General features: G+C 40.3%; 23 protein-coding genes. 15 read left to right on the plus strand and 8 right to left on the minus strand.

Annotation, left to right across the window (positions count from 1 at the left end; translation table 11 throughout):
* Window positions 1-119 precede the first annotated feature (119 nt).
* The 5 genes from uvrC to J580_RS17530 all read left to right on the plus strand — a co-directional run bounded on the left by uvrC (window position 120) and on the right by J580_RS17530 (window position 5130).
* Window positions 120-1919: an excinuclease ABC subunit UvrC gene (gene uvrC / locus J580_RS17510; protein WP_032005090.1), complete on the plus strand. Its 1800-nt coding sequence runs from the start codon at window positions 120-122 to the stop codon at window positions 1917-1919.
* Window positions 1920-2040: 121 nt separating this feature from the next.
* Window positions 2041-2835, plus strand: a complete 795-nt coding sequence (locus J580_RS17515) for a thioesterase family protein (protein WP_002115041.1) — start codon at window positions 2041-2043, stop codon at window positions 2833-2835.
* Window positions 2836-2953: 118 nt separating this feature from the next.
* Window positions 2954-3541 (plus strand): CDP-diacylglycerol--glycerol-3-phosphate 3-phosphatidyltransferase, encoded by a 588-nt coding sequence (gene pgsA / locus J580_RS17520; protein WP_002114808.1) that lies wholly within the window; start codon window positions 2954-2956, stop codon window positions 3539-3541.
* Between the two features lie 126 nt (window positions 3542-3667).
* Entirely contained in the window at window positions 3668-4522 is an 855-nt protein-coding gene (locus tag J580_RS17525) for a methylated-DNA--[protein]-cysteine S-methyltransferase (RefSeq protein ID WP_032005091.1), read from the plus strand.
* Window positions 4519-5130 carry an alpha-ketoglutarate-dependent dioxygenase AlkB family protein gene (locus tag J580_RS17530; RefSeq protein ID WP_017402599.1) on the plus strand — a complete coding sequence of 204 codons (612 nt, stop codon included), beginning with the start codon at window positions 4519-4521 and terminating at the stop codon, window positions 5128-5130. The genes J580_RS17525 and J580_RS17530 overlap by 4 nt, the downstream gene beginning before the upstream one ends.
* 194 nt (window positions 5131-5324) lie before the next feature.
* Here the strand turns inward: J580_RS17530 and J580_RS17535 are convergent, their stop codons facing one another.
* Entirely contained in the window at window positions 5325-6098 is a 774-nt protein-coding gene (locus tag J580_RS17535; protein WP_002114686.1) for an IclR family transcriptional regulator, read from the minus strand.
* Between the two features lie 367 nt (window positions 6099-6465).
* Here J580_RS17535 and J580_RS23275 point away from each other — a divergent pair, with 367 nt between their 5' ends.
* The 4 genes from J580_RS23275 to J580_RS17550 are packed head-to-tail and all read left to right on the plus strand — an operon-like array spanning window position 6466 to window position 9927.
* On the plus strand, window positions 6466-6597 hold the full coding sequence (locus tag J580_RS23275; protein ID WP_014208220.1) for a hypothetical protein: 132 nt from the start codon (window positions 6466-6468) through the stop codon (window positions 6595-6597).
* On the plus strand, window positions 6588-8687 hold the full coding sequence (locus tag J580_RS17540) for an FUSC family protein (protein ID WP_032005092.1): 2100 nt from the start codon (window positions 6588-6590) through the stop codon (window positions 8685-8687). The genes J580_RS23275 and J580_RS17540 overlap by 10 nt, the downstream gene beginning before the upstream one ends.
* Entirely contained in the window at window positions 8680-8886 is a 207-nt protein-coding gene (locus tag J580_RS17545) for a DUF1656 domain-containing protein (RefSeq protein ID WP_002115096.1), read from the plus strand. Before J580_RS17540 ends, J580_RS17545 begins: the two co-directional genes overlap by 8 nt.
* 39 nt (window positions 8887-8925) lie before the next feature.
* Window positions 8926-9927, plus strand: a complete 1002-nt coding sequence (locus tag J580_RS17550; RefSeq protein ID WP_002114928.1) for an HlyD family secretion protein — start codon at window positions 8926-8928, stop codon at window positions 9925-9927.
* A gap of 45 nt (window positions 9928-9972) precedes the next feature.
* Here the strand turns inward: J580_RS17550 and ruvX are convergent, their stop codons facing one another.
* From ruvX to recN, 3 genes are all read right to left on the minus strand, one after another.
* Complete coding sequence (gene ruvX / locus J580_RS17555) at window positions 9973-10413, minus strand: Holliday junction resolvase RuvX (RefSeq protein ID WP_002115066.1); 441 nt, start codon at window positions 10411-10413, stop codon at window positions 9973-9975.
* Entirely contained in the window at window positions 10413-10967 is a 555-nt protein-coding gene (locus tag J580_RS17560) for a YqgE/AlgH family protein (protein WP_002114753.1), read from the minus strand. The genes ruvX and J580_RS17560 overlap by 1 nt, the downstream gene beginning before the upstream one ends.
* 123 nt (window positions 10968-11090) lie before the next feature.
* The gene (recN, locus tag J580_RS17565) at window positions 11091-12758 is read right to left on the minus strand and encodes a DNA repair protein RecN (RefSeq protein WP_016142382.1); all 1668 of its coding nucleotides are present in this window, start codon (window positions 12756-12758) and stop codon (window positions 11091-11093) included.
* Between the two features lie 114 nt (window positions 12759-12872).
* Between recN and J580_RS17570 the strand changes: the two genes are divergently transcribed.
* From J580_RS17570 to J580_RS17585, 4 genes are all read left to right on the plus strand, one after another.
* The gene (locus J580_RS17570) at window positions 12873-14183 is read left to right on the plus strand and encodes a tetratricopeptide repeat protein (RefSeq protein WP_032005093.1); all 1311 of its coding nucleotides are present in this window, start codon (window positions 12873-12875) and stop codon (window positions 14181-14183) included.
* A gap of 76 nt (window positions 14184-14259) precedes the next feature.
* Window positions 14260-14586, plus strand: a complete 327-nt coding sequence (locus tag J580_RS17575; RefSeq protein WP_002115102.1) for a pyrimidine/purine nucleoside phosphorylase — start codon at window positions 14260-14262, stop codon at window positions 14584-14586.
* A 102-nt stretch (window positions 14587-14688) separates the two neighbouring features.
* On the plus strand, window positions 14689-15438 hold the full coding sequence (gene rlmB / locus J580_RS17580) for a 23S rRNA (guanosine(2251)-2'-O)-methyltransferase RlmB (RefSeq protein ID WP_016142380.1): 750 nt from the start codon (window positions 14689-14691) through the stop codon (window positions 15436-15438).
* A 35-nt stretch (window positions 15439-15473) separates the two neighbouring features.
* Window positions 15474-16388, plus strand: a complete 915-nt coding sequence (locus J580_RS17585; RefSeq protein ID WP_005079347.1) for a DMT family transporter — start codon at window positions 15474-15476, stop codon at window positions 16386-16388.
* On the opposite strand, the gene coaE is transcribed toward J580_RS17585, so the two are convergent.
* From coaE to pilB, 4 genes are read right to left on the minus strand one after another with little or no spacing between them, the layout of a single operon-like run.
* On the minus strand, window positions 16385-16981 hold the full coding sequence (gene coaE, locus J580_RS17590; RefSeq protein ID WP_005065869.1) for a dephospho-CoA kinase: 597 nt from the start codon (window positions 16979-16981) through the stop codon (window positions 16385-16387). The two genes, J580_RS17585 and coaE, sit on opposite strands and share 4 nt — an antisense overlap.
* 1 nt (window position 16982) lies before the next feature.
* Entirely contained in the window at window positions 16983-17843 is an 861-nt protein-coding gene (locus tag J580_RS17595) for a prepilin peptidase (protein ID WP_032005094.1), read from the minus strand.
* On the minus strand, window positions 17843-19069 hold the full coding sequence (locus J580_RS17600; RefSeq protein ID WP_032005095.1) for a type II secretion system F family protein: 1227 nt from the start codon (window positions 19067-19069) through the stop codon (window positions 17843-17845). Before J580_RS17600 ends, J580_RS17595 begins: the two co-directional genes overlap by 1 nt.
* A gap of 26 nt (window positions 19070-19095) precedes the next feature.
* The gene (pilB, locus tag J580_RS17605; protein ID WP_032005096.1) at window positions 19096-20808 is read right to left on the minus strand and encodes a type IV-A pilus assembly ATPase PilB; all 1713 of its coding nucleotides are present in this window, start codon (window positions 20806-20808) and stop codon (window positions 19096-19098) included.
* Window positions 20809-21099: 291 nt separating this feature from the next.
* Between pilB and tpiA the strand changes: the two genes are divergently transcribed.
* Both tpiA and secG read left to right on the plus strand, forming a co-directional pair.
* The gene (tpiA, locus tag J580_RS17610; protein ID WP_017481951.1) at window positions 21100-21894 is read left to right on the plus strand and encodes a triose-phosphate isomerase; all 795 of its coding nucleotides are present in this window, start codon (window positions 21100-21102) and stop codon (window positions 21892-21894) included.
* Between the two features lie 12 nt (window positions 21895-21906).
* Entirely contained in the window at window positions 21907-22236 is a 330-nt protein-coding gene (secG, locus tag J580_RS17615) for a preprotein translocase subunit SecG (protein ID WP_002115012.1), read from the plus strand.
* Window positions 22237-22242: the final 6 nt, after the last annotated feature.

Raw genomic sequence — 22242 nt, forward strand, 5'->3', positions numbered from 1 at the left:
GTCTGTCGGGTCATATCTAAATCCCTTTCCAAATTTATGTTCTGGCACAGTAAAGCACTTGAAAAGTAAGGATGAAAACATCACATTAGGTATTCAGTATTAAGCCATGCATGCCAATAGTGAATCAAAACGCTCGTCCTCATATTGAAAAAATTTTAGCCAACATGACCCAACTTCCAGGTGTTTATAAAATGCTAGGGAAGGAGGGTGAATTGTTATATGTCGGCAAAGCAAAAAATCTAAAAAATCGGGTATCGAGTTATTTTGTTAAAACGATTGAGCATCCTAAAACACAAGCTTTAGTTGCACGAATTTATGATATTGAAACTTTGGTTACTCGTTCAGAAACTGAAGCTTTACTCTTAGAACAAAATTTAATTAAACAACATCGTCCGCCTTATAACATTATGCTGCGGGACGATAAGTCTTATGTCTATATTTTTGTTTCGGCTGATAAGCCTTATCCTCGGCTTGCGAGCGGGCGTGGCAAAGGAAAACACCAAATTGGTAAGTTTTTTGGACCTTATCCAAGTGCTTATAGTGCACGTGATACGTTACTAGTTTTGCAAAAACTTTTTAATGTACGTCAGTGTGAAAATAGTTATTTTTCACAGCGCAAGCGTCCATGTTTGCAATATCAAATCAAGCGTTGTTCAGCCCCTTGTGTAGGTCTGATTTCACCCGAAGATTATAAAGAAGACGTTAATAATAGTATTCGCTTTTTGCAAGGTGATACCAAAGAGCTTAATCAAGAACTCATTGCCAAAATGGAACAAGCAGCGGCTGAGCTTGAATTTGAAAAAGCTGTTTTTTACCGTGATCGATTATCTTTACTGCGTGAAGTTCAAGCCCAACAAGCCGTATTTAAAGTCAAAGGCGAAGCGGATATTCTGGCAATTGCATATCAGGCAGGTGTGACATGCGTGCAAATTATGTATGTACGCAATGGGCGAATGCTGGGTGGAAAAAGTTATTTCCCAGACATGCTCGGTGATGATCTTGGGCAAATGCTGAGTGACTTTATGGCGAACTTTTACTTTCAAGTTGCAGATGAAGTTCCCAATGAGCTTATCGTAAATATTGCTTTGCCTGATTGTAAAGAACTAGAAGAAGCGTTGGCACAGCAGTTTGGCAAAAAGGTTCATATTAAGAGTAATGTTCGAGAAACTCGTGCCGAGTGGCTGGAGCTAGCCGAAATGAACGTTCAACATGCCATTAAGGGGCAGTTGAGTAATCATTTAGAACTTAATGAACGTTTCCATCAGTTAGAGCAAGTGGTGGGAAGACCTGTCGATCGTATTGAGTGTTTTGATATTAGTCATACCATGGGTGAAGCTCCAATTGCTTCATGTGTCGTGTTTGATCAAGGGGGCGCTCGTAAGCGTGACTACCGCCAATTTGCCATTCAAGACATCACAGCAGGCGATGACTATGCAGCTATGCGTCAAGCCTTAACACGACGTTATAAAAAGGCCATATTGCCTGATTTACTGTTGATTGATGGTGGTAAAGGCCAGCTCCATATGGCAATGGAAGTCATGCAAGAGCTTGGGTTAGACGCTTTTATGGTGGGTGTATCTAAAGGTGAAGGGCGTAAACCCGGACTTGAAACCCTGCATTTTACCGACGGCACAAAAATCCAGTTACCGGAAGACCATAAGGCATTGCATTTGATTCAGCAGGTGCGTGATGAAGCCCATCGTTTTGCGATTACCAAGCATCGTGCTAAACGCGACAAACGCCGAAGTACCTCAGTTTTAGAGGCAATTCCTGGGTTGGGGCCAAAGCGCCGTCGAGATTTATTAACTCATTTTGGTGGAATCCAAGGCGTTTTAAAAGCATCTGAAAAAGAGCTTACTCTTGTGCCCGGTTTTGGTGAAATGATGGCAAGAACAATTTATAAAATTCTGCATGAATAAAGATAGGTTTCTATGCCGAGTGACCAAATAGTTGGGATATAAGTACAAGAATGATCATTCACATTCCTTTTAAAATGATGAAAGATGTCTCATCAAAAGTCAGAGTGCTTTAGGGAAGTGAATGTCATTATTGCAATTATTTGAAGAAATAAAACAAAAGGAATGGATTGAAATACCTGAAGGATGGTTGCAGGGGCGAACTGTTTTTGGCGGTCTTGTCGCTGGATTACTCATGCAAAAGGCCTGCTGCAATATTCAAGATCCAAATAAAAGATTATTAAGCTGTAGTATTACTTTTGTGGGGCCTGTACAGCAGGGACCTGCTCAATTGACTATTGAAATTTTAAGAGAAGGGAAATCGGTCACTACGCTTGAAACCCGTTTATGGCAAGATGGTGCGGTACAAACGATTTTGGTCGCAAGCTTTGGTGTGCCGCGTGCGTCGAATATTGAAGTACGACATGAGCCTATCGTTCCAGTTTATAGGCAACCTGAAGAGTTACAACCTATTCCTTTTGCTAGACAAATGCCAGAATGCTATCAACATTTTGATGTATGCTGGGCGGAAGGTCATTATCCTGTTACAGGAAGTCAGTATGCTGACTTTGGAGGATGGTCAAGGTTTAATCCCGATAAGCATGAAAATCGTCAAATGACTTTGCCAGATTTAATTGTCTTGATGGATATTTGGCCACCTGGTGTATTGCCGATGTTTAAGCAAGTTGCTCCTGCAAGTTCTTTAACTTGGCACATTACCTATGTCCATCCGTTCCAACATCAATTGTGTGACTGGTTTAAATATAAAGTGGTAACTGAATATGCAGGTGAAGGTTATTCCACAGAATATGCCCATCTTTGGGACCAAAATGATCATTTAATTGCAATTTTACGGCAAACTGTTACGGTATTTACCTAAGCAGTCCACTTCCTCGATTCATATATTTCGTATAAAGTGGCTGTTACAGATAGATACAATATTGAAGAAAGTATTTTTGTCTGTTACAAGATGCATGAAGACTTAATTGGCGGTGTTTATGACCACAGGGCGAATCCTGAATATCCCAAATATCCTAACATTAGCGCGTATCGCGCTTATTCCTGTATTTTTGGTGATCGCGTATTGGCCGCCTGCAATGGGTATTGGTGAGCATGAAGGAAGTATGAGTCGTCATATTATCTTGACGGCTATTTTTGTGTTTGCTGCTATTACCGATTGGTTTGATGGCTATTTAGCACGAACTTTAAACCAGACTTCAGCATTTGGCCGTTTTTTAGATCCGGTTGCAGATAAGCTCATGGTGGCGGCTGCACTGATTGTTTTAGTGCAGTGGAATCCGACGATCTCAATGGCTTTTGCAGCAATTGTTATTATTTCACGTGAAATTACAGTTTCTGCTTTACGTGAATGGATGGCAGAACTTGGCGCACGAACCAGTGTGGCAGTATCGACTGTAGGTAAATATAAAACAGCCTTTCAGATGATTGCCATTAGTGTGTTCTTACTTAATTGGCAGCCTTTAGAAATGCTTGCCTATGCTTTGTTATATACAGCGGTCATTTTAACTCTATGGTCAATGTTTATTTACCTCAAAGCAGCTTGGCCTTATTTAAAGCAGCCTTAAGTGCATATTGAAAGATTAAGCCTTTCTACAATGAAAGGCTTTTTTATTTTTGAAGAGTGCAAGAATCGGGTCGTCATAGGGCTTTGGCTACTTTAATGTAAGATATAAGTGCTAAGGAGGTGACACATGCAAATGCTTTCTTCTCGGCAATTTGCTGTAATTGCCACTGTGATTGAATATTTATATGAACATCTAGACCAGCAACCCAGTCTGGACGATGTTGCGAGCCATATGAATTTAAGTTCAGGTTATATTCAACGCCAGTTTCAAGAATGGGTAGGGATTAGCCCGAAAAAATTTGTGCAATATATGAGTTTGCAACAGGCCAAATATCATTTGTTGCAACAACGGAGTTTATTGGAAACCGCTTTAAATACGGGTTTATCTGGCACAGGACGTTTACACGATCTGTTTATTCAACTTGAAGGGATGACGCCTGGGGAATATAAACAACAAGGCGAAGGCGTTATTCTTAATTATTCGGTTGAGACAAGTCCCTTCGGTGAGTTGTTGGTGGTCAGTAGTGAAAAAGGAATATGTTCTATACGGTTTATCGAAACTCACGACAATATTGAACATCTCATTCAACAGTCTTTTCCGAAAGCTCAATTGAAAAATCAGTCACCGATTTGGCATCAACAAATTGCAACGTGGTTTGAACAGGATTTTTCAGAACACTTACAGCAGAAACTTCCTCTTAATTTGGCTGGAACCCCATTTCAGCTACAAGTATGGGAAGCATTGCTCACCATTCCAGAAGGCCAATTGCGTACTTATCAAGACATTGCAGAGCAAATTGGGAAGCCTAAAGCAGTCAGAGCCGTTGCTACTGCAATTGGACAAAATCCGATTGCATATCTGATTCCTTGCCATCGAGTGATCCGTGCCACAGGGATGGTCGGAGAATATCATTGGCAAAAGGGGCGTAAATTGGCATTGTTAGCTTGGGAGATGTCAAAGCAATATGGAGAGACCGTATGACCTTGGATTTATTTTCTCCAGAGCCTTGTGAGAATTTATTACCCTACGATGGTGAAGTTCAGGACTATGGTTGTATTTTAAGCCCTGAAGAAGCTGAACAATATTTTCATTATCTTTATCAACACCTCGCATGGAAACATGACGAGGCTAAGTTGTATGGCAAGCACTTTATTACAGCTCGAAAAGTTGCATGGTATGGAGATGACTACTATCAATATAAATATTCGGGTGTCGCACGTGATTCTTTACCTTGGGACAAAGCACTTGCCAAACTAAAACAGCAGGTAGAACAAATACTTTCAGAAAAATTTAATTCTTGTTTGGCAAATCTTTATGAAGATGGAACCCAAGGAATGGCTTGGCATAGTGACTCGGATGTATCTTTGGCAAGAACGACAACAATCGCCTCTTTAAGCTTTGGTGCTACCCGTAAATTTTCTTTTAGACATATTCAAAGTAAAGAGAAAGTTGAATTGTGGCTACAGCCAGGCCAACTCATTGTGATGCGTGGTGAGACTCAACAATATTGGCAACACCGTTTAAATCGCTCAACAAAGATTTTACAACCACGTATTAATCTTACTTTTCGGCAATTTAAGTTTTTATAACCTTCATTAAAAAGCGGGCAAGAAAAAAGCCCATGATGGCAGCATGAGCTTATTCCTCTGAGGGGGATGCTTCTACTGATGAGCTGCTGATGAAAAGAATCATCAATAGGAGCTAAAATCATAATATGAGAATATTATGAGATATTCAATGTTTTAAAGTGTAAGAAAAGTTTAAATTATCACAAGGTGGGGTTTTAGATTTCACCTTTTTCAGATAATTCCATAAAACGTTGTTCAATAAGTGCTGCATTTTCTTGCAAAATTTCGATGAGCTTTTCAACATTTAAAAAATCAAAACGATTTTTAGAGGCAACTAAAGTCAAAGCTAAAGGTACTTCTTTGTTTGAAAAACGAACAGGAACCGCTAGACCTGAAACATTTGGGTCAATCTCACCTTGTGAGAAATAGAAGCCTTGTTTTTTAATTTTACGCATACGCTGAATAAAGCTCGGTTCATCTTCAGCAAAACCTGATTGTTTTAATTCTTGCTGGTAACGGTGGTAGTAGTCTTGCATGCGTTGTTTACTTAAATGCGAAACCATTGTTTTTGGAGATGATCCAACGTAAATCGGTCTTGGGCAGCCTCGGCCATATGAAAGTAGCTCAGTGTCTTTAAATATTTCATGATGTATGTCAATGCAATAGTCATCATTTAAATAGGTAAGCAAACAGCACAGTTCAGTACGCTCTACAATATTTCGCATAAATGGCGTGCTGATTTGAACCAGTGGGTCGGTTGTTCTAGATATATAGTCAAGAACTGCAATTTTTGAGCCTAAGGTATAATCGCCAGAGGTTCCATTAATGCGTTTTAATAGATCAGCTGATACTAGCTCTTTGAGGTAACGGTAACTCGTTGGTTTGGACAAGCCAAGTTCTTCGCAAATAATATCGACATTAATGATTGGACGCGAAACTGAAAATAGGTCCAGTACGGTTAAAATTTTGCCAAAACTTGAAATTGCCATAATGTCTTGTTCGTATCCTTTAACAACGAGTCATCTTTGAGTTTTTATAACAGAAAAAAAGAAGATTTGTCTCAATTCTAAAATAAATGCCTGATTTGAGTATTTTACTCTGACAAAGAGAAAACTTCTCTCGGCTTATACATCATATACGATAATTAAAAAATATATCAAATTATCAAATAGAGATATTTTAGTTGACTAAATCGCTTTATTTTGAAAAAATTGCCAAACAAAATATCTAATCGAGAAATTGGTCGGTTCTAGATTGATTTCTTGATACCTCTTCTTTCCAAAGCTTGGCCGTTTAAATGGCGCCCAAACTGAAATCATCTCTGCCAATCAGGCGAGATGTGGAAAAATCATTGTATTGAAGGATGCTCCTCATATCATTTGCTTTGAGGCAAATGGCAAAGTTGTGTTGTCTTTAGAAAGACGATCAAATATTGAAGGGCATGCTCATCAGTTCAAATCTGTATTTGAGATGAGTTCATGTTATTAAAGCAAATACTGGCGTTCCGCCCGAGTAGGCTTGATCTGATCTTTGCCTTAAAAACATTTATTGCTGGAATGTTGGCACTATTTGTTTCGTTTGAATTAGATCTGATTAACCCGATGTGGTCGATTGGTACGGTCCTGATTATTGCCAATCCATATTCAGGAATGGTGTCCTCTAAATGTGTCTATCGAGTGGTAGGGACAATTGGCGGAGCTGTGATTGCCTTAACTCTAACGCCACATCTAATTAATACACCTTGGATATTTACCGTGGTGTTGTCGTTGTGGGTGGGTTTTGCGCTTTATGTGTCGTTACTAGATCGTACTCCACGTAGTTACGCTTTTATGCTGGCGGGTTACTCGACAGCCATGATCGTCTTCAATGCGATTACCTATATTGATCAATACAATATATTTGATATTGCTTTAGCTCGAGTCATAGAAATCTCAATTGGCGTGATTTCAAGTGCAGTGGTTTCTGCCACGATTCTTCCAATGCATATTGGCTCGGCAATTAAACAGCGGGTGATAAAAACCCTAAAAGATACAGAAAATCTGTTTGCTAATTTATTAAATACAGATTCGCAGCAGAACAATACTCAGCTCTTGGCTGCCATTACTCGCGACACCACAGATATTCATGCTTTGGCAGTACATTTGAGCTATGAAAAGGGCGAACTGCATGGTATGACCAAACCCTTGCAGGAAATGCTTCATCAAATCTCAATGGTGGTGGCTAATCTAGTCGCTTTATCTGAGCGTATTAAGCAGCTTAAAGAACTTCGGTTTATCGAGACTCATGCAGAAAAACTGCAACAGCTTTCAGCTCATGTTGTACAGTTTTTAGAGCAAAAAGATCTGATTATTGATGAAAATATTTTGCAGTTGCCTGATGAGTTTGAAAGCGATTTTGCAAGTTTGATGGAATCGGCTTCTACACACCAACAAGTTTTAGTTGCAGCTATGAAAATGGATGTGCGTCATTTCATTAGCAATGTTTTAGCGGTTAAAGTTTTGTGGCAGCGAATTCAGCAAGGTAATAAAGAAATTCCTGACAACATTACCCCAATGACGACCAAATATCCAAGTTTGCACCGTGACCATGGCGTGGCAATACGAGGCGGTATCAGTGCAGTCCTTATTACATTTATTGTGACTGGAGTCTGGATTGTTTCGGGGTGGAAAGCTGGATTTATGATGGCACAGATGGGCGCAGTAACCGCCTGTATTTTAACGGCCTTAGATAACCCAGTTCCAGTTCTGCGTATTTTTATCTGGGGCAGTATAGCTTCAGCAGTTTTAGTCTTTGTTTATGCATTTGGTATTTTCCCGCATGTCACAACTTTTTGGGAACTTGGTCTGGTTTTGTTACCGATGTTCTTATTCGCAGTGTCTATGATGGCTAACCAGATGCTGATGCCGGTAGGTATGGTGTTGGGTATTAATACCATGATGGGACTAAACCTGCACAATGCTTATAGCATGGATGCGGTGTCTTATCTTGATAGTTCATTTGCCATGATCTTAGGTGTTTTAGTGTCCTTGATTGTCATTGATGTTGTTCGCGCCATGTCGCCAGATACAAGTGCAAGCCGTATTTTAGCCTTGCATTATCGCGCCATGCGACAAGCGATCTATCTGCCATATGGTCTTGATTTTAAAGTTCATCTACGCAGTATGCTAGATCGGATTGGGATTCTAAACAGCAAAATGGTGCAATCAGACGAGATTAAAACTTCAATTCATCAGGCTCTGATTGAGTCGAGTAGTATTGTTGATTTAAGCCGATTGCAAGAGTTAGCCAATCAGTTTCCTCAAGCATCTGAACTCACTCAGCATATTGGCGATTTGCAACAAAATCTGGATGAGTTGTTTAGAGCTAAAGAAAACGATGAAAATGATACGACTGCTTTAGTAGAGCGCATCTACCGAGCGTTATTTGAATTAAAACAGCTTGCTTCAAATGTTGAAGATATGACTATGCGACAAAGACTACTCATTTCACTGAACAATATTGCTTATAGCATGTGCCATGTTTCATCAGAGCAAATGAATGAAAACAGCACCTTGAGAGGAGCCACAGCAAATGGGTGAGTTTAATGTTTATGGTATTTATGTGCCTTCTTTGCTCGTTCAAGCACTCTTGGCATATATCTGTTTCCGTGGGTTAAGTCCTTTAACAAATAAGTTGATTGCACAAGGCTGGATTGCATTACCTAGTATTTTTAATTTGTGTTTTTACCTCTTATTACTTTTGGTAATACATCAAATTTTTGTTGGGGTCGGTGCGTAGAGATGTTTGCGAAATTAAAGATTGAGTTAGGTGAGTGAAATGAATCAGGTGGATTTGAAAAAAGTCATCCGTCCAGTAATTTTGATTGTCGCATTAATGGTGGCAGTCTATACCATTGTGCATTTATGGAATTACTATAATGCGGCGCCGTGGACACGCGACGGTCGAGTTCGTGGTGACGTTATTCAAGTATCTTCGGATGTTGCGGGGCTTGTGACAGAAGTATTGGTTCAAGATAACCAGACTGTAAAAAAAGGTCAGGTGCTCTTTAAAATTGATGTTTCTCGCCGAGCTTTAGATGTAGAGCAGGCAAAATCTGATTTAGCAAAAGCAAATGCAGCTTTTGCCCAAGCGCAAGCTGGTTTAGCACAAGCAAAAGCGAACCTGATTAAATCAGATACGAATATTAAACTAGCCGAGAAAAATGCAAGCCGCTATTCAAACCTTATGGATGGCGCTATCTCTAAACAAGAACAAGATCAAGTTTTCGCAACACGTGATCAATCTCACGCTGAACATGAGCAACTCCAAGCTGCTATTCAACAAGCGGAAGCAACTGTTAAACAACAACAGGCTCTGATTGAGGCGGCAACGAGCAATTTGCATTTGGCCGAGCTTAATATGCATCGTGCTGCGGTAATTGCTCCAGCTGATGGTACTTTATCTAACTTTGATATGCGCCCAGGTAACTATGTTCAAGTTGGGCAGGCTGTTGCGGCATTACTTGACCGTAAACAACTCTATGTTGTGGGTTATTTTGAAGAGACGAAGTTAAACCGTATTCATGTCGGCGATCAGGCCAGTGTACAGTTAATGGGTGATAGCCAGAAAATTAAAGGCCATGTACAAGGTATTGCATCGGGTATCGAAGATCGTGAACGCTCAAGCAGCTCTAAACTTCTTGCCAATGTAAATCCAACGTTCAGTTGGGTTCGTTTAGCGCAGCGTGTGCCTGTGAAAATTGTATTGGATGAAACACCAAAGAACCAGCTTGCTTTTGTCTCTGGACGTACGGCAACTGTGCATATTATCGAGAAATAAAACGAGAACTAAAAAAGGAAGGCTTTAGCCTTCCTTTTTTAGTTCTTACGGTGTTAAACCGACTGGATTTCGATACCAACTCTGAATGAGTAAGGCGGCTGCAAAACTATCTGCCGAAAGCTTTTTTGCTCGACCTTGCTCTTGGTAGAAACCGAGTTCTTCTCGTGCTTCACGTGTAGTTAAACGCTCATCTACCATTAATGTTTCAATATTGGTTTGATGGCGTAAACGTCTCGCAAATTTGCGGGCACGTGTAGAAAGTTCTGACTCGCTATCATCCATATTCAAAGGCAAACCAACCAAAAATAGATCAGGTTGCCATTCTTTCACGATTTTTAAGAGCTGATCCCAGTTTGGAATACCATCTTTCATCACAAATAGAGGGAGGGGATTGGCACTTTCAATTGAGGACTGGCCAATTGCCATTCCCATTTTTTGAGTACCAAAGTCAAAAGCCATAATCGATTTTGATTGTGTTTCGGTCATTAAGCATGTCCGATTTCAGATGCTAACCATGCACGATCTACACCGATCTTTTTATAAGCTGCATCCCAACGATCGTCATAAGGCAGGTTAAAAATTAGGTCCATATCGGCATCACAAATGAGCCAGTCACCGCGCGTAATTTCATCTTCTAACTGGTTTTTACCCCAGCTCGCATAACCTAAAGCAATTTGATATCGGCCGACACCTTCATTGTGGGCAATCGCATCAAGAATATCTTTACTGGTAGTAATACAAACATTTTCACCTACAGCAATAGATGAATGCCATGTCGGTTGTCCAGTATGAAGAACGAATCCAGCCTCGGGACGTAATGGCCCACCTTGTAAAACCACATGTGGATTTACATTGTCTGCTTCAATGTCGAGATCATTGAGTAATTCTTTAATTTGAATGCCGGAAGGGCGGTTAATAATAATGCCTTGAGCACCTTCTTCATCATGACGGGCAAGATAAATTACAGTGTTTGCGAAAAAGTCATCTGCCATTTCTGGCGGGGCAATCAGACAACGGTGAGTCAGATATTGTTTGGTCACCTAAGCGGTTCTCCCTCAAAAAATGTCACTAGAGGGTCTCTCGACCCTTTTATCTATATAGGTTCTTTTTATCAACATACAAGAGTTAATCGGATTTCGCCAATCTTTTTCTCTCATTTTTTATTAATTTGAAGAAGCCTGAAATTTAAGTTGACGTAATTGTTTTGCGTGTTGCAAGGTTGTTTCATTAATTTCAACACCGCCTGACATGCGAGCTAACTCAAAAATGATTTGATTTTCGTCTAGTTCCACAATTGTACTGCTTGCCGGATCAGTTTGTTGCTTTTTAACTAATAAATGCTGATCTGATTGTGCAGCAACTTGTGCCTGATGGGTAATACATAAAAGTTGAACATGTTGGGCTAAGTCGGCAAGTAAACGTCCCACAACTTCTGCGGTTCCACCACTAATCCCGACATCAATTTCATCAAACACTAACACTTCTGCTTCGGTTTTTTCAGCGTTCATGACTTGCATAACTAACGCAATACGTGAAAGTTCACCACCTGAGGCTACTCGTGCTAATGGTTGAGGAGGAATACCCTTATTGGCAGTAAATAATAGTTGAATAAAACTCAAACCTTCAGCGGTAGGTTGCTCTAATGGTTCAAACTTAAACTCAAAGTGTGCCTCTGGTAACGCTAAAGGCTTCACTTGTTCAGTTAATTGCTTCGCAAGAGGAGCGGCAGCTTCACGACGAATATGGTCTAAATGCTGAGCTTTTTCTAAGAACTCCTCATGCGACTTTTCAACTTGTTCTGCCAATGTTTCTGGGTCTTCAAGTTGATGTAATTGCTCAAGCTCACTTTGCCAAGCTTCATATTCTTCTTTAAGTGTTTCTGGTTGAGTGCGGTATTTACGTGCCAGACGGTGGAAAACTTCCAACTTGGAATTTAGTTCTTCCATTCGCTCTGGATCAAAACTTTGACGATCAATAAATTGACGCAAGTTTGCTGTTGCATCATCTATTTCACTTTGAGCATTCAGTAAAGAATTATAGATCTCAGAAAGTTGTTCGCTACGCCCCGCGTGAGACTCTAGACGGCGAATAATCGAAGACATTTCTTGAGTAATGTTTTGCTCAGCTTCATCAAGCACATTTAGGCTATAGCTACAATCTTGCATGATATGTTCATGATGACTGAGGCGATCGAACTCTTGCTCAATTTCTTTATAGTCAGTTTGAATGACCTCTTCGAGCTCTTCAATTTGATGCTCTAAAGTACCAATACGTTGTAGGCGGGTTGCTTGTGCATCTAAGGCTGCTTGATGCAAACGAATGGTACGTTGCCATGTGCTATAGGCTTCACGTACATCATTTGCTTCAGCATAAAAATTGTTATAACGATCTAGCCAATGCTTTGGATAAGGTGGTTCAAGCAGCTGCTGCTGGCTGTGCTGACTATAGAGCTGAACGAGCAAACGGCCTAATTCTTTGAGTTCAGATAGACTACTTGGGCGTCCATTGACCCATGCTTTACTACGGCCAGTTGCAAAAATAACACGACGTAAATGAATTTCCCCAGAATCATCATCTAGCTCGTGGTCTTGGAGCCATTTTGCTTCAGGACTATTATTTTGATAGGTAAAAACAGCGGTAATATCCGCTTTGTCCGAACCATAACGGACATAATTTGTATCTGTACGTTCCCCTAGGCAGGCAGAGAGTGCATCCAGTAATAATGATTTTCCGGCACCTGTTTCGCCTGTTAGAACATTAAATCCTTGTTCTATATCAATAGCCAAATGATCAGCTAATGCAAAATTAATTAAAGTTAAATGTGTGAGCATAAACGCATCCAACGCGCCAAATTATGGGTTAAAGATAGAGAAGTTTTGAATTTGCTACAAGTGATCTATTATTCTAACTGAAATTATAGAACAGCAAGATTGCGGATATTTACAATGAAAAAAACATTAAGCTTACCGAAACCACCAATAGGGATGATCAACCGCCATAAAAAAAACAATCCTGCGGAAATGAATAAAATTCTAAATCAGCATTTTAATGCATTTAAACAGGCAGCAGCACAAGGGGATTATGCCAAAGCTTATCAACATGTTAAACAAGCTGTTAATTTGGTTCCCAAGCATGCTGGTGCCTTATCAGATTTAGCTTATACCGAATTACGCTTAGGCCGTTATAACGATGCCTATCAACATTATTTACAAGCGATTCAAGCAAGTGGAGCTAATGTAAATACAAACTTATATGATGGACTCACAGAAGTTTGTCATCATTTAAAGAAAAAAGAAGAAACAATCAAATTTGGACGCTTGGCAATTGCAACTAAAAAAGAACTAGCGAAGAGCGAACCTGTTTTGGCAATTCCCAATCATGCACCACTAACCTTTAGTGCAAACCCTCAAGAAAATATTATTGCTTTTTCTTTGTTTGGGGGAAATCCTCGCTATTGTGAAACCTCTATTTTAAATATTCAGTTAGCCAAACAAATTTATCCTGAATGGACGTGTCGCTTTTATGTCGATGATACTGTGCCAGTACTGGTGCAACAGCGTTTAAAAGAGAAGGGCGCGCAAGTTATTCAGGTTACAGATTCTCAAAAACAGCTATCTGGTTTGTTTTGGCGCTTTTTGGTGATGGATGATCCGACAATTAAGCGTTTTCTGATACGTGATGCCGACTCCATTGTCTCGCACCGCGAAAAAGCAGCTGTAGATGCTTGGCTCAAGAGTGATAAATGGTTTCACTTAATGCGAGATAATTATTCTCATACCGAGTTAATTTTGGCGGGAATGTGGGGTGGATGTACGGGGATTTTTCATAATATTGAAGCACATATCAGGGATTATGTTGCCACCGGACGTTATCTGGATAATCGGGTGATGGATCAGCATTATTTGCGTTACTGTATTTGGCCGACTTTAAAACAAAGTGTGCTTATACACGATAGCCAGCAATTCGATTCAGATGCTATCGATTTTCCAGCTTATGATCTGGCGTTAATGCAAAACGACAGCGAAAATTTTCATGTAGGAATGAATGACGGTTCACCGGTAGTTGCTACAGCAGTTGCCCATCCAACTGCACAGAGAGTGTGTTGGGTACTTCTAGATGAAAATCAGGTCGAAGTTTGCAGATACGATGCAATTGTGTCGAATAGTCGAAATATTGAGATTAACTTACCTTATGCTTTTGCCAAAAAAATTCAGGCACAGCAGTGGAAATTACAAGTCTATCCGTATGAAAACTGATTGATTAGTTATTTAGGCACAATTAAACTACATTCATCATAATTTATATAAATACGGCATTATCTGGAGAGTGTGCATGAGTTCAACCCAATTTGATCATGTAACGGTCATCAAAAAATCAAACGTTTATTTTGGTGGAGCATGTATCAGCCATACCGTGCAATTTGAAGATGGAACAAAAAAAACACTAGGTGTTATTTTGCCGACTGAGCAAGCTTTAACTTTTGAAACCCATGTTCCTGAGCGTATGGAAATTATTTCAGGTGAATGCCGCGTAACAATCGCGGACAGTAATGAAAGTGAGTTGTTCCGTGCAGGCCAATCATTTTATGTGCCTGGTAATAGTCTTTTTAAAATCGAAACTGATGAAGTACTCGATTATGTGTGCCATTTAGAAGGCTAAGAAATTCCTATTCAAATCGGGTACACTATGCCCAAAGAAATCCTGTGAAGTTGGCTTTGCAGGATTTTTATTTTTTTGCTCAAACGTTGTTAGAGGTCATGCATGGCAAAACCGGAATATTATTATGGCGTTCATTCAGTGGAGTCATTGTTAGAACTTGAACCGGAACGTGTGCTAACCCTGTTTACTTTAAAAGGACGGGATGACCAGCGTTTGCAAAAGATTTTGCAATTGGCAGAGCCTTTTGGAATTAGTGTACAAAAAGCAAGCCGTGATAGTCTCGAAAAGCTTGCAGGTCTACCGTTTCATCAAGGTGTGGTTGCAGCAGTACGTCCGCATCCGACTTTAAATGAAAAAGATCTAGATCAGATCTTAGCTGAAACCCCAGATGCTTTATTGCTGGCATTAGATCAGGTGACAGATCCGCATAACTTAGGGGCTTGCATCCGTACCGCTGCTGCAATGGGCGTGCAAGCAGTGATTGTACCTCGTGATCGTTCAGCAAGTTTAACCCCAACAGCTCGTAAAGTTGCAGCGGGTGGAGCTGAAAAAGTTAAATTTATTCAAGTCACAAACTTGGCTCGTACATTAGCCCATCTCAAAGAGACGACTCATACACGTGTGATTGGCACTATGCTTGATGAAAGTGCAATGCCAATTCAAAAATGTGATTTCGCGGGTCCAGTCGTGATCGTGATGGGAGCCGAAGATACAGGTTTACGCCCAATTACACAGGCACAGTGTGATCATAAAGTTTATATTCCGATGTCTGGAAATTTACAGAGTCTAAATGTGAGCGTGGCAACGGGTATGGCACTTTATGAGGCTTGCCGTCAGCGTTCTGAGGTATAATCTAGCTGCCTTTCTAGTTTGTAAGCAGTCTTGATATGTCTCCCCGTAAGCAAGGTTATTTTTTTGTATTGGTGACCATGTGCATTTGGGGCGGGTTTACACTTTTTGCCCGTTTAAATGCACAGTGGCACATCAGTGCTTGGGACATTGCTGCACTGCGCTTTGCTATCGCCTTCCTGATTTTGATGCCGATTTTGATCTATAAGAAAGATCTCGCTTTTTTATGGAGTAAGCACGCTGTTATTTTGGCGCTCATTGGCGGAGTTATTTATTGTCTTACCGTCTATACCGCGTTTCTCTATGCTCCCGCTGCACATGCTGCCATTTTTTTAAATGGTTGTATTCCTATCTGTACTGCAATTGCAGCATACATTTTATTTAGACAACCATTTGATAAGCATACATGGGTGAGTCTTGCAATTATGATCACTGCCTTGGCTCTCATGAGTGTGTTGATGTTGCAAGGTAATGCTTCTGCTTTTGGCATGGGGGATTTACTTCTTTTTATTAGTGCGATTTGGTGGGGCATTTTCACTGTATTACTTAAACAGTGGAAACTTTCCGCATGGCACTCTATGGCGAGTGTTGCGATTTGGTCTGCAATTATTTACTTACCCATCTATGCTTTATTTTTGCCTAAACATTTCATGGAAGTCAGTCCTGTTCATCTAGCGATACAGGGCATTTTCCACGGTGTGTTTGTTGTTATTATCGCAACTTTGACTTATGTAGCAGCGATTCAGCGACTTGGTGCTTTTAAAACGGGAAGTATTGTTACTTTGGCACCGTTTATTGCTGCCATTTTGGCTGTACCTTTACTTGATGAGTCATTAAGTCCATCGATTGTTGTGGGCTTGGTTGGAATGGGAATCGGTGCCTTACAACCTTGGCGCTGGTTTCGACAAGATAGCTTGGCACAAAAGATTCAGCAGCAAAATAAGCAAGACTAGTTGGCGCGCTTCAAATAGCTTTGATGTAAAGGTTCTAATTGCTGATATAAATGTTCGAGTAATCCGTCATTAAACACAATGTCATTGGCAAGTTCACGTTTACGCTCGCGTGGCATTTGTGCAGCAATAATTTTCTGGATTTGTTCTTGATTTTGCCCATCACGTTGGCTTGCACGCTGAATTTGAGTTTGTTCACTCGCATCAACTAATAAAGTGTGATTAACCAATTCATGCTGGTTGGTTTCAAAAAGTAGGGGTGAAACTAAAATCACATAAGGACTTTTTGGGTTTTGTAGCTGTTGAATAATAGATTGGCGAATGGCTGGATGCGTGATTTTCTCAAGTGTTTGTCTTGCTTCAGGGTTTTGAAAAATATATTCACGTAGTGCACGGCGGTCTAGATTGCCATCGGGTTGAAGTACCCAATCTCCAAAAGTTTGTTGGATTTTTTGGAGGGCAGGTTGGCCTTTTTCAACCACTTCGCGAGCAACAATATCGGCATCGACGACTTGGATTCCTTGGGATTCAAACCATTGTGTTGCAGCAGATTTCCCACTGCCAATACCACCTGTGACTCCCAGAATAAAAGCCATCTTAACCTCCCAAATAAATTTTCATAATTTGGTCACCCCATAAAAAGGCAACCCAACCCGCAATGGCAATATATGGCCCAAACGCAAAGGGCTGATTATCATTACGTAATTTTAGTAAAATGATGCCAATAATTGCACCTAGTAAAGATGACAATAGCACAATTAAGGGCAGCATCAATGGCCCCATCCACGCGCCTAATGCGGCAAGCAATTTAAAGTCGCCGTAACCCATACCTTCTTTGCCTGTAATCACTTTAAATAAGTAATACACAATCCAAAGACATAAAAAGCCGATTAAATATCCCCAAATGGCTGAGTTAGGCGAGGTGTAAATATTAAAGGTATTAATACCTAAGCCGAGCGCAGCCAAAGGTAGGGTGAAACGGTCAGGTAGTAGCTGAGTATCAAAGTCTATAAATGTTAAAGCAATCAAAATCCAAGTGAGCACTAGCCCCCAAAGCATTTGTAGGGTTGGACCAAAAACCATGACGACTACTAATGAACATAGCATCGTGAGTAATTCAATCGCTGGATAACGAATGCTAATAGGATGTTGGCAATGGCCACATTTTCCTCTTAACATTAACCAGCTTATAACTGGAATATTTTGATACCAACGGATCGGTTGCTGACATGCAGGACATGATGAAGCAGGTTTACTTAATGTCAGCTTTTCATACTCAATGATGGGTAGTTCGGGATTAAGCAACATTTGACATTCCTGTTGCCAATCTTGTTCCATCATTTTGGGGGTGCGATAAATTACCACATTCAAAAAGCTACCAATACATAGGCTCAATAGTGCGACTGCAATATAAAGTGCAGTTAAGTTTTGAATAAAATAAGCAATAATTTCTTGCATTATATGACTGAGCCCATTTGGAAAATTGGAAGATACATAGCAATCACTAGACCACCTACGAGCACCCCTAAAATTGCCATGATTAAAGGTTCCATCATTGAAGTTAATCCATCAACGGCATTATCAACTTCATTTTCATAATAAGTGGCAACTTTATCGAGCATGCTGTCTAGTGCACCAGATTCTTCACCAATTGCGACCATTTGTATAGCCATAGATGGAAAACGATTTGAAACACGCATTGCAAATTGGAGTTGTTGGCCTGTAGCAACATCTTCACGAATTTTCATGACGGCTTCTTCATAAATGACATTGTTGGTTGCACCAGCCGTTGACTCAAGCGCATCAATGAGCGGAACACCTGCGGCAAACGTAGTGGCTAAAGTACGGCTATAACGGGCAATAATCGCCTTATAAACCAGATCACCAAAAATAGGTAGTTTCAGGGTGAGTTTGTCTAAACCATCACGAAATTTCTTACTACGCTTCTTGGCTTCCAGAAATGCGGCAATAATTGCCCCAATCGCAATAATCATAATGAACCAGTATTCCTGCATCCATTTCGACATATTCACGACCATTTGGGTGAATGCAGGTAAATCTGCACCAAAAGAAGAAAACAGGTCTTGGAAAACAGGAACTACTTTAACCATCAAAATAATGGTAACAACCACAGCAACTACAATAACCGTTGCTGGATATTTCATAGCCTTCTTAATTTTCTGCTTAAGTAATTCACTTTTTTCTTTGTAAATTGCCACACGGTCCAACATGGTTTCAAGCGCACCAGATTGTTCGCCAGACTCTACAAGAGAACAAAACAAGTTATCGAAGTGTTGAGGATACTTCCTTAAAGCTGAAGCAAAGGTACTACCGCCTTCAACTTCACCTTTAATCCCGAGTACCACCTCGCGCATGGCTGGATTTTCTAGACCCTCCGCTACAATTTCAAAGCCTTGTACCAGTGGGACACCAGCTTTCATCATGGTTGCAAGTTGTCGCGTGAAAATCGTGATATCGAGCGTTGATACTTTCTTCTTGAACAAACCTTCAAGAATATTTTTACGCTTTTCCCGAATATTACGGACAGTTACACCTTGTTTGCGTAGGGTGACTTTAGCTAAGGCCATATTCTTAGCTGGAAGTTCGCCCTTAATTTTTACGCCCTTACGGTCAACCCCTTCATAAGCAAAAGTCGGCATCATTTGTGCCTTTTTGACAGTCATGAATTATCCTTATTTTAAATTGTCTTTTATTCACTGGTCACACGGTTAACTTCTTGTAAAGAAGTTACACCTTGCATGACTTTCTTTAACCCTGAACGACGCAGATTATTAAACCCCAGTTTTTCAGAAGCAGCAGCGATTTCTAAAGCATTGCCATCTTCCATAATAATCTTGGAAATTTCAGGTGTAACTTTCATTACCTCATAAATACCGACACGGCCTTTGTAGCCTTCACGACATTCAGTACAACCCACAGGTTGAAAAACTTGAAAATCGGGATGGGTTAAATCTTGTTCGGTAAAGCCCATTTCTAATAGGCTTTGTTTAGGAATGTCGGCAGGTATTTTACACTGTGGGCATAACCGACGCGCCAAACGTTGAGCAATCACCAAATTGACAGACGTTGCGATATTAAAGGATGGAACACCCATATTACGTAGGCGAGTAAGTGTCTCTGGAGCACTATTGGTATGTAGTGTTGACATTACCATGTGACCGGTTTGTGCAGCTTTAATCGCAATTTCAGCCGTTTCTAAGTCACGAATCTCACCGACCATAATAATGTCAGGGTCTTGACGTAAAAATGATTTCAGTGCGGCCGAAAAAGTAAGACCTACTTTTGGGTTAACGTTAACCTGATTAATGCCTTCAAGGTTGATTTCGACTGGATCTTCGGCAGTGGAAATATTAGAGCTTTCAGTATTTAAAATATTTAAGCCAGTATATAAAGATACCGTTTTACCAGAACCGGTAGGACCTGTAATTAAAAGCATACCTTGTGGTTTATCGAGTGCTTCTAAAAAAAGAGCTTTCTGATCTTCTTCATATCCTAAAGCATCAATTCCGAGCATTGCGCTAGAAGGATCGAGAATACGCAGAACCAGTTTTTCACCAAACAAAGTTGGAAGTGAGTTCACACGAAAATCGATTGCTTTAGTCTTTGATAACTTAAGCTTGATACGACCATCTTGAGGTACTCGTTTTTCGGAAATATCCATTTGAGACATGACTTTTAAACGTGAAGCCAAACGGTTAGCCAATTGCAAAGGTGGATTTGCAATCTGACGCAACACGCCGTCGACTCGATAACGAACCCGATATGATTTCTCATAGGGTTCAAAATGTAAGTCTGAAGCCCCCATACGAATTGCATCGATGAGTAATTTATTAATATATTTAACAATAGGTGCTTCATCGCCTTGAGGCGTTTCTTCCTCATCCTCTTGTGAGGGTGGAGCTTCAAGGTCTACATCAAGATCAAACTCTTCATCATTAAACTCGAAACTGCTTTCTTCGGTAAATTGCTGCGTCAGAATTTTCTCAAGCTTATGGTGCTCGACAATAACTGGTTCAACCATGAGCTTGCTATTAAAGCGAATCGCATCGATCGCTTCAATATTACTTGGATTGCTGGTCGCGACATATAAAATCTGCCCTCTTTGTATAAGAGGTAAGATCCGATGTTTTAAAATCAGTTTCTGATCGACCAAATCTTTAGGAATTTGGTTGGTATCGTAAACATCCAGATCAAAATATGGTTCAGCAAATTCAATAGAAATAGTTTCAGCTAATAAAGAAGGGGAGATATGAACCTCTTCAATAAGGTACGCAACCGTATCCCGTTTAGCTCTTTTTGCTGCATCTAATGCTGTTTGCATGGTCGCTGCCGACACATGTTTTTCTTCGACTAATCGTCGAAAAAACCCCGAAAATTTTGGAGATGTATGTATGACTGACATCTGCCTACCTGTGCTCATATGTTTATAATTGGTATATAAAAAATTATACTTTTGTTATCTAAAATTACTACCTGAGAAAATGATGCTCTGGTCTTGATCCACTCGCTAAAGCTTGAACTAGTCGAAGTTTTTATTCATTAATTTTTAAAAGACGATTCTTTAGACTCAATAAAGTTTTATAACTGTTTTCAATTAGTAGAAAAGATATGAGTAACGCCGTTAAAGAAAAGTATCTGAAATTTGTATAAATGCGTGTAGAATGTGCTGCATTTTTGATGAAAGGTGAGCCGTATGTCGGGTTCGACGATTACGCCTTGGGTAGTTGGCAACTGGAAAATGAACCCAATGCGTGCCAATGCCAAACAACTTATAGAAGAATTTAAACAACTATTGCAACAAAACCAAATTGCAGATGAAAGCTGTCATGTAGGGGTTGCTCCAGTTTCTATTGCGCTTGCAATGGTACAAACACAATTGCAAGATGCTGCAAGAACAGTATATACAGTTGCACAAGATGTATCACGTGTAGCGGGTACTGGTGCTTATACTGGCGAAGTCAGCGCAGAACTATTAAAAGATAGCCAAATTAATTTTGTACTGGTTGGGCATTCTGAGCGCCGTGATATTTTTGGCGACAACGTTGAAATTTTGAAAGCTAAACTCCAAAATGCATTAAATGCGGGCTTGACTGTCATTTATTGTGTTGGTGAAAGCCTCGAACAACGTGAACAAGGTTTGGCAGAGCAAGTTGTATTGCAACAAATTTGTGATATTGCTCCTGTAGTAACTGTTGAGCAGTGGCAAAAGCAAATTGTAATTGCCTATGAGCCAATCTGGGCAATTGGGACAGGTAAAACTGCTTCTCCACAAGATGCACAGGCAATGCATGCTAAGATTCGTGAAGGTTTAAGTCAGATTACCTCAGCGGGTTCAGACATTGCGATTTTATATGGCGGTAGTGTAAAAGCTGAAAATGCAGTTGAATTGGCGGCATGTCCAGATATTAATGGTGCGTTGGTAGGCGGTGCTTCATTAAATGCAGCATCTTTTTATCAAATCGTACAAGCCTTTGCACAAAGTAAATAACGAGGATAGGGTATGCACTCTTTTGTACTGATCGTACATATTATTTTAGCGGTACTGATGATTGCCTTAATTCTAGTGCAACACGGTAAAGGTGCTGATGCCGGTGCTTCTTTCGGCGGTGGCGGAGCAGCAACTGTATTCGGTGCATCAGGTTCAGGTAACTTCCTTACTCGACTTACTGCTATCTTAACAGCGTTGTTTTTTGTGACGAGTTTAACTCTCGCTGTTTTTGCGAAAAAACAGACTACTGATGCATATAGTTTGAAAACTGTACAAACTACAGCGCCAGTTCAAACGACATCGCCTGAAACTTCACCAAATGCACCAAAATCGAGTCAATAATTCGAA

It is taken from the genome of Acinetobacter sp. 1542444 (assembly GCF_000581835.1).
In the GTDB taxonomy this organism is placed as follows: domain Bacteria; phylum Pseudomonadota; class Gammaproteobacteria; order Pseudomonadales; family Moraxellaceae; genus Acinetobacter; species Acinetobacter pittii.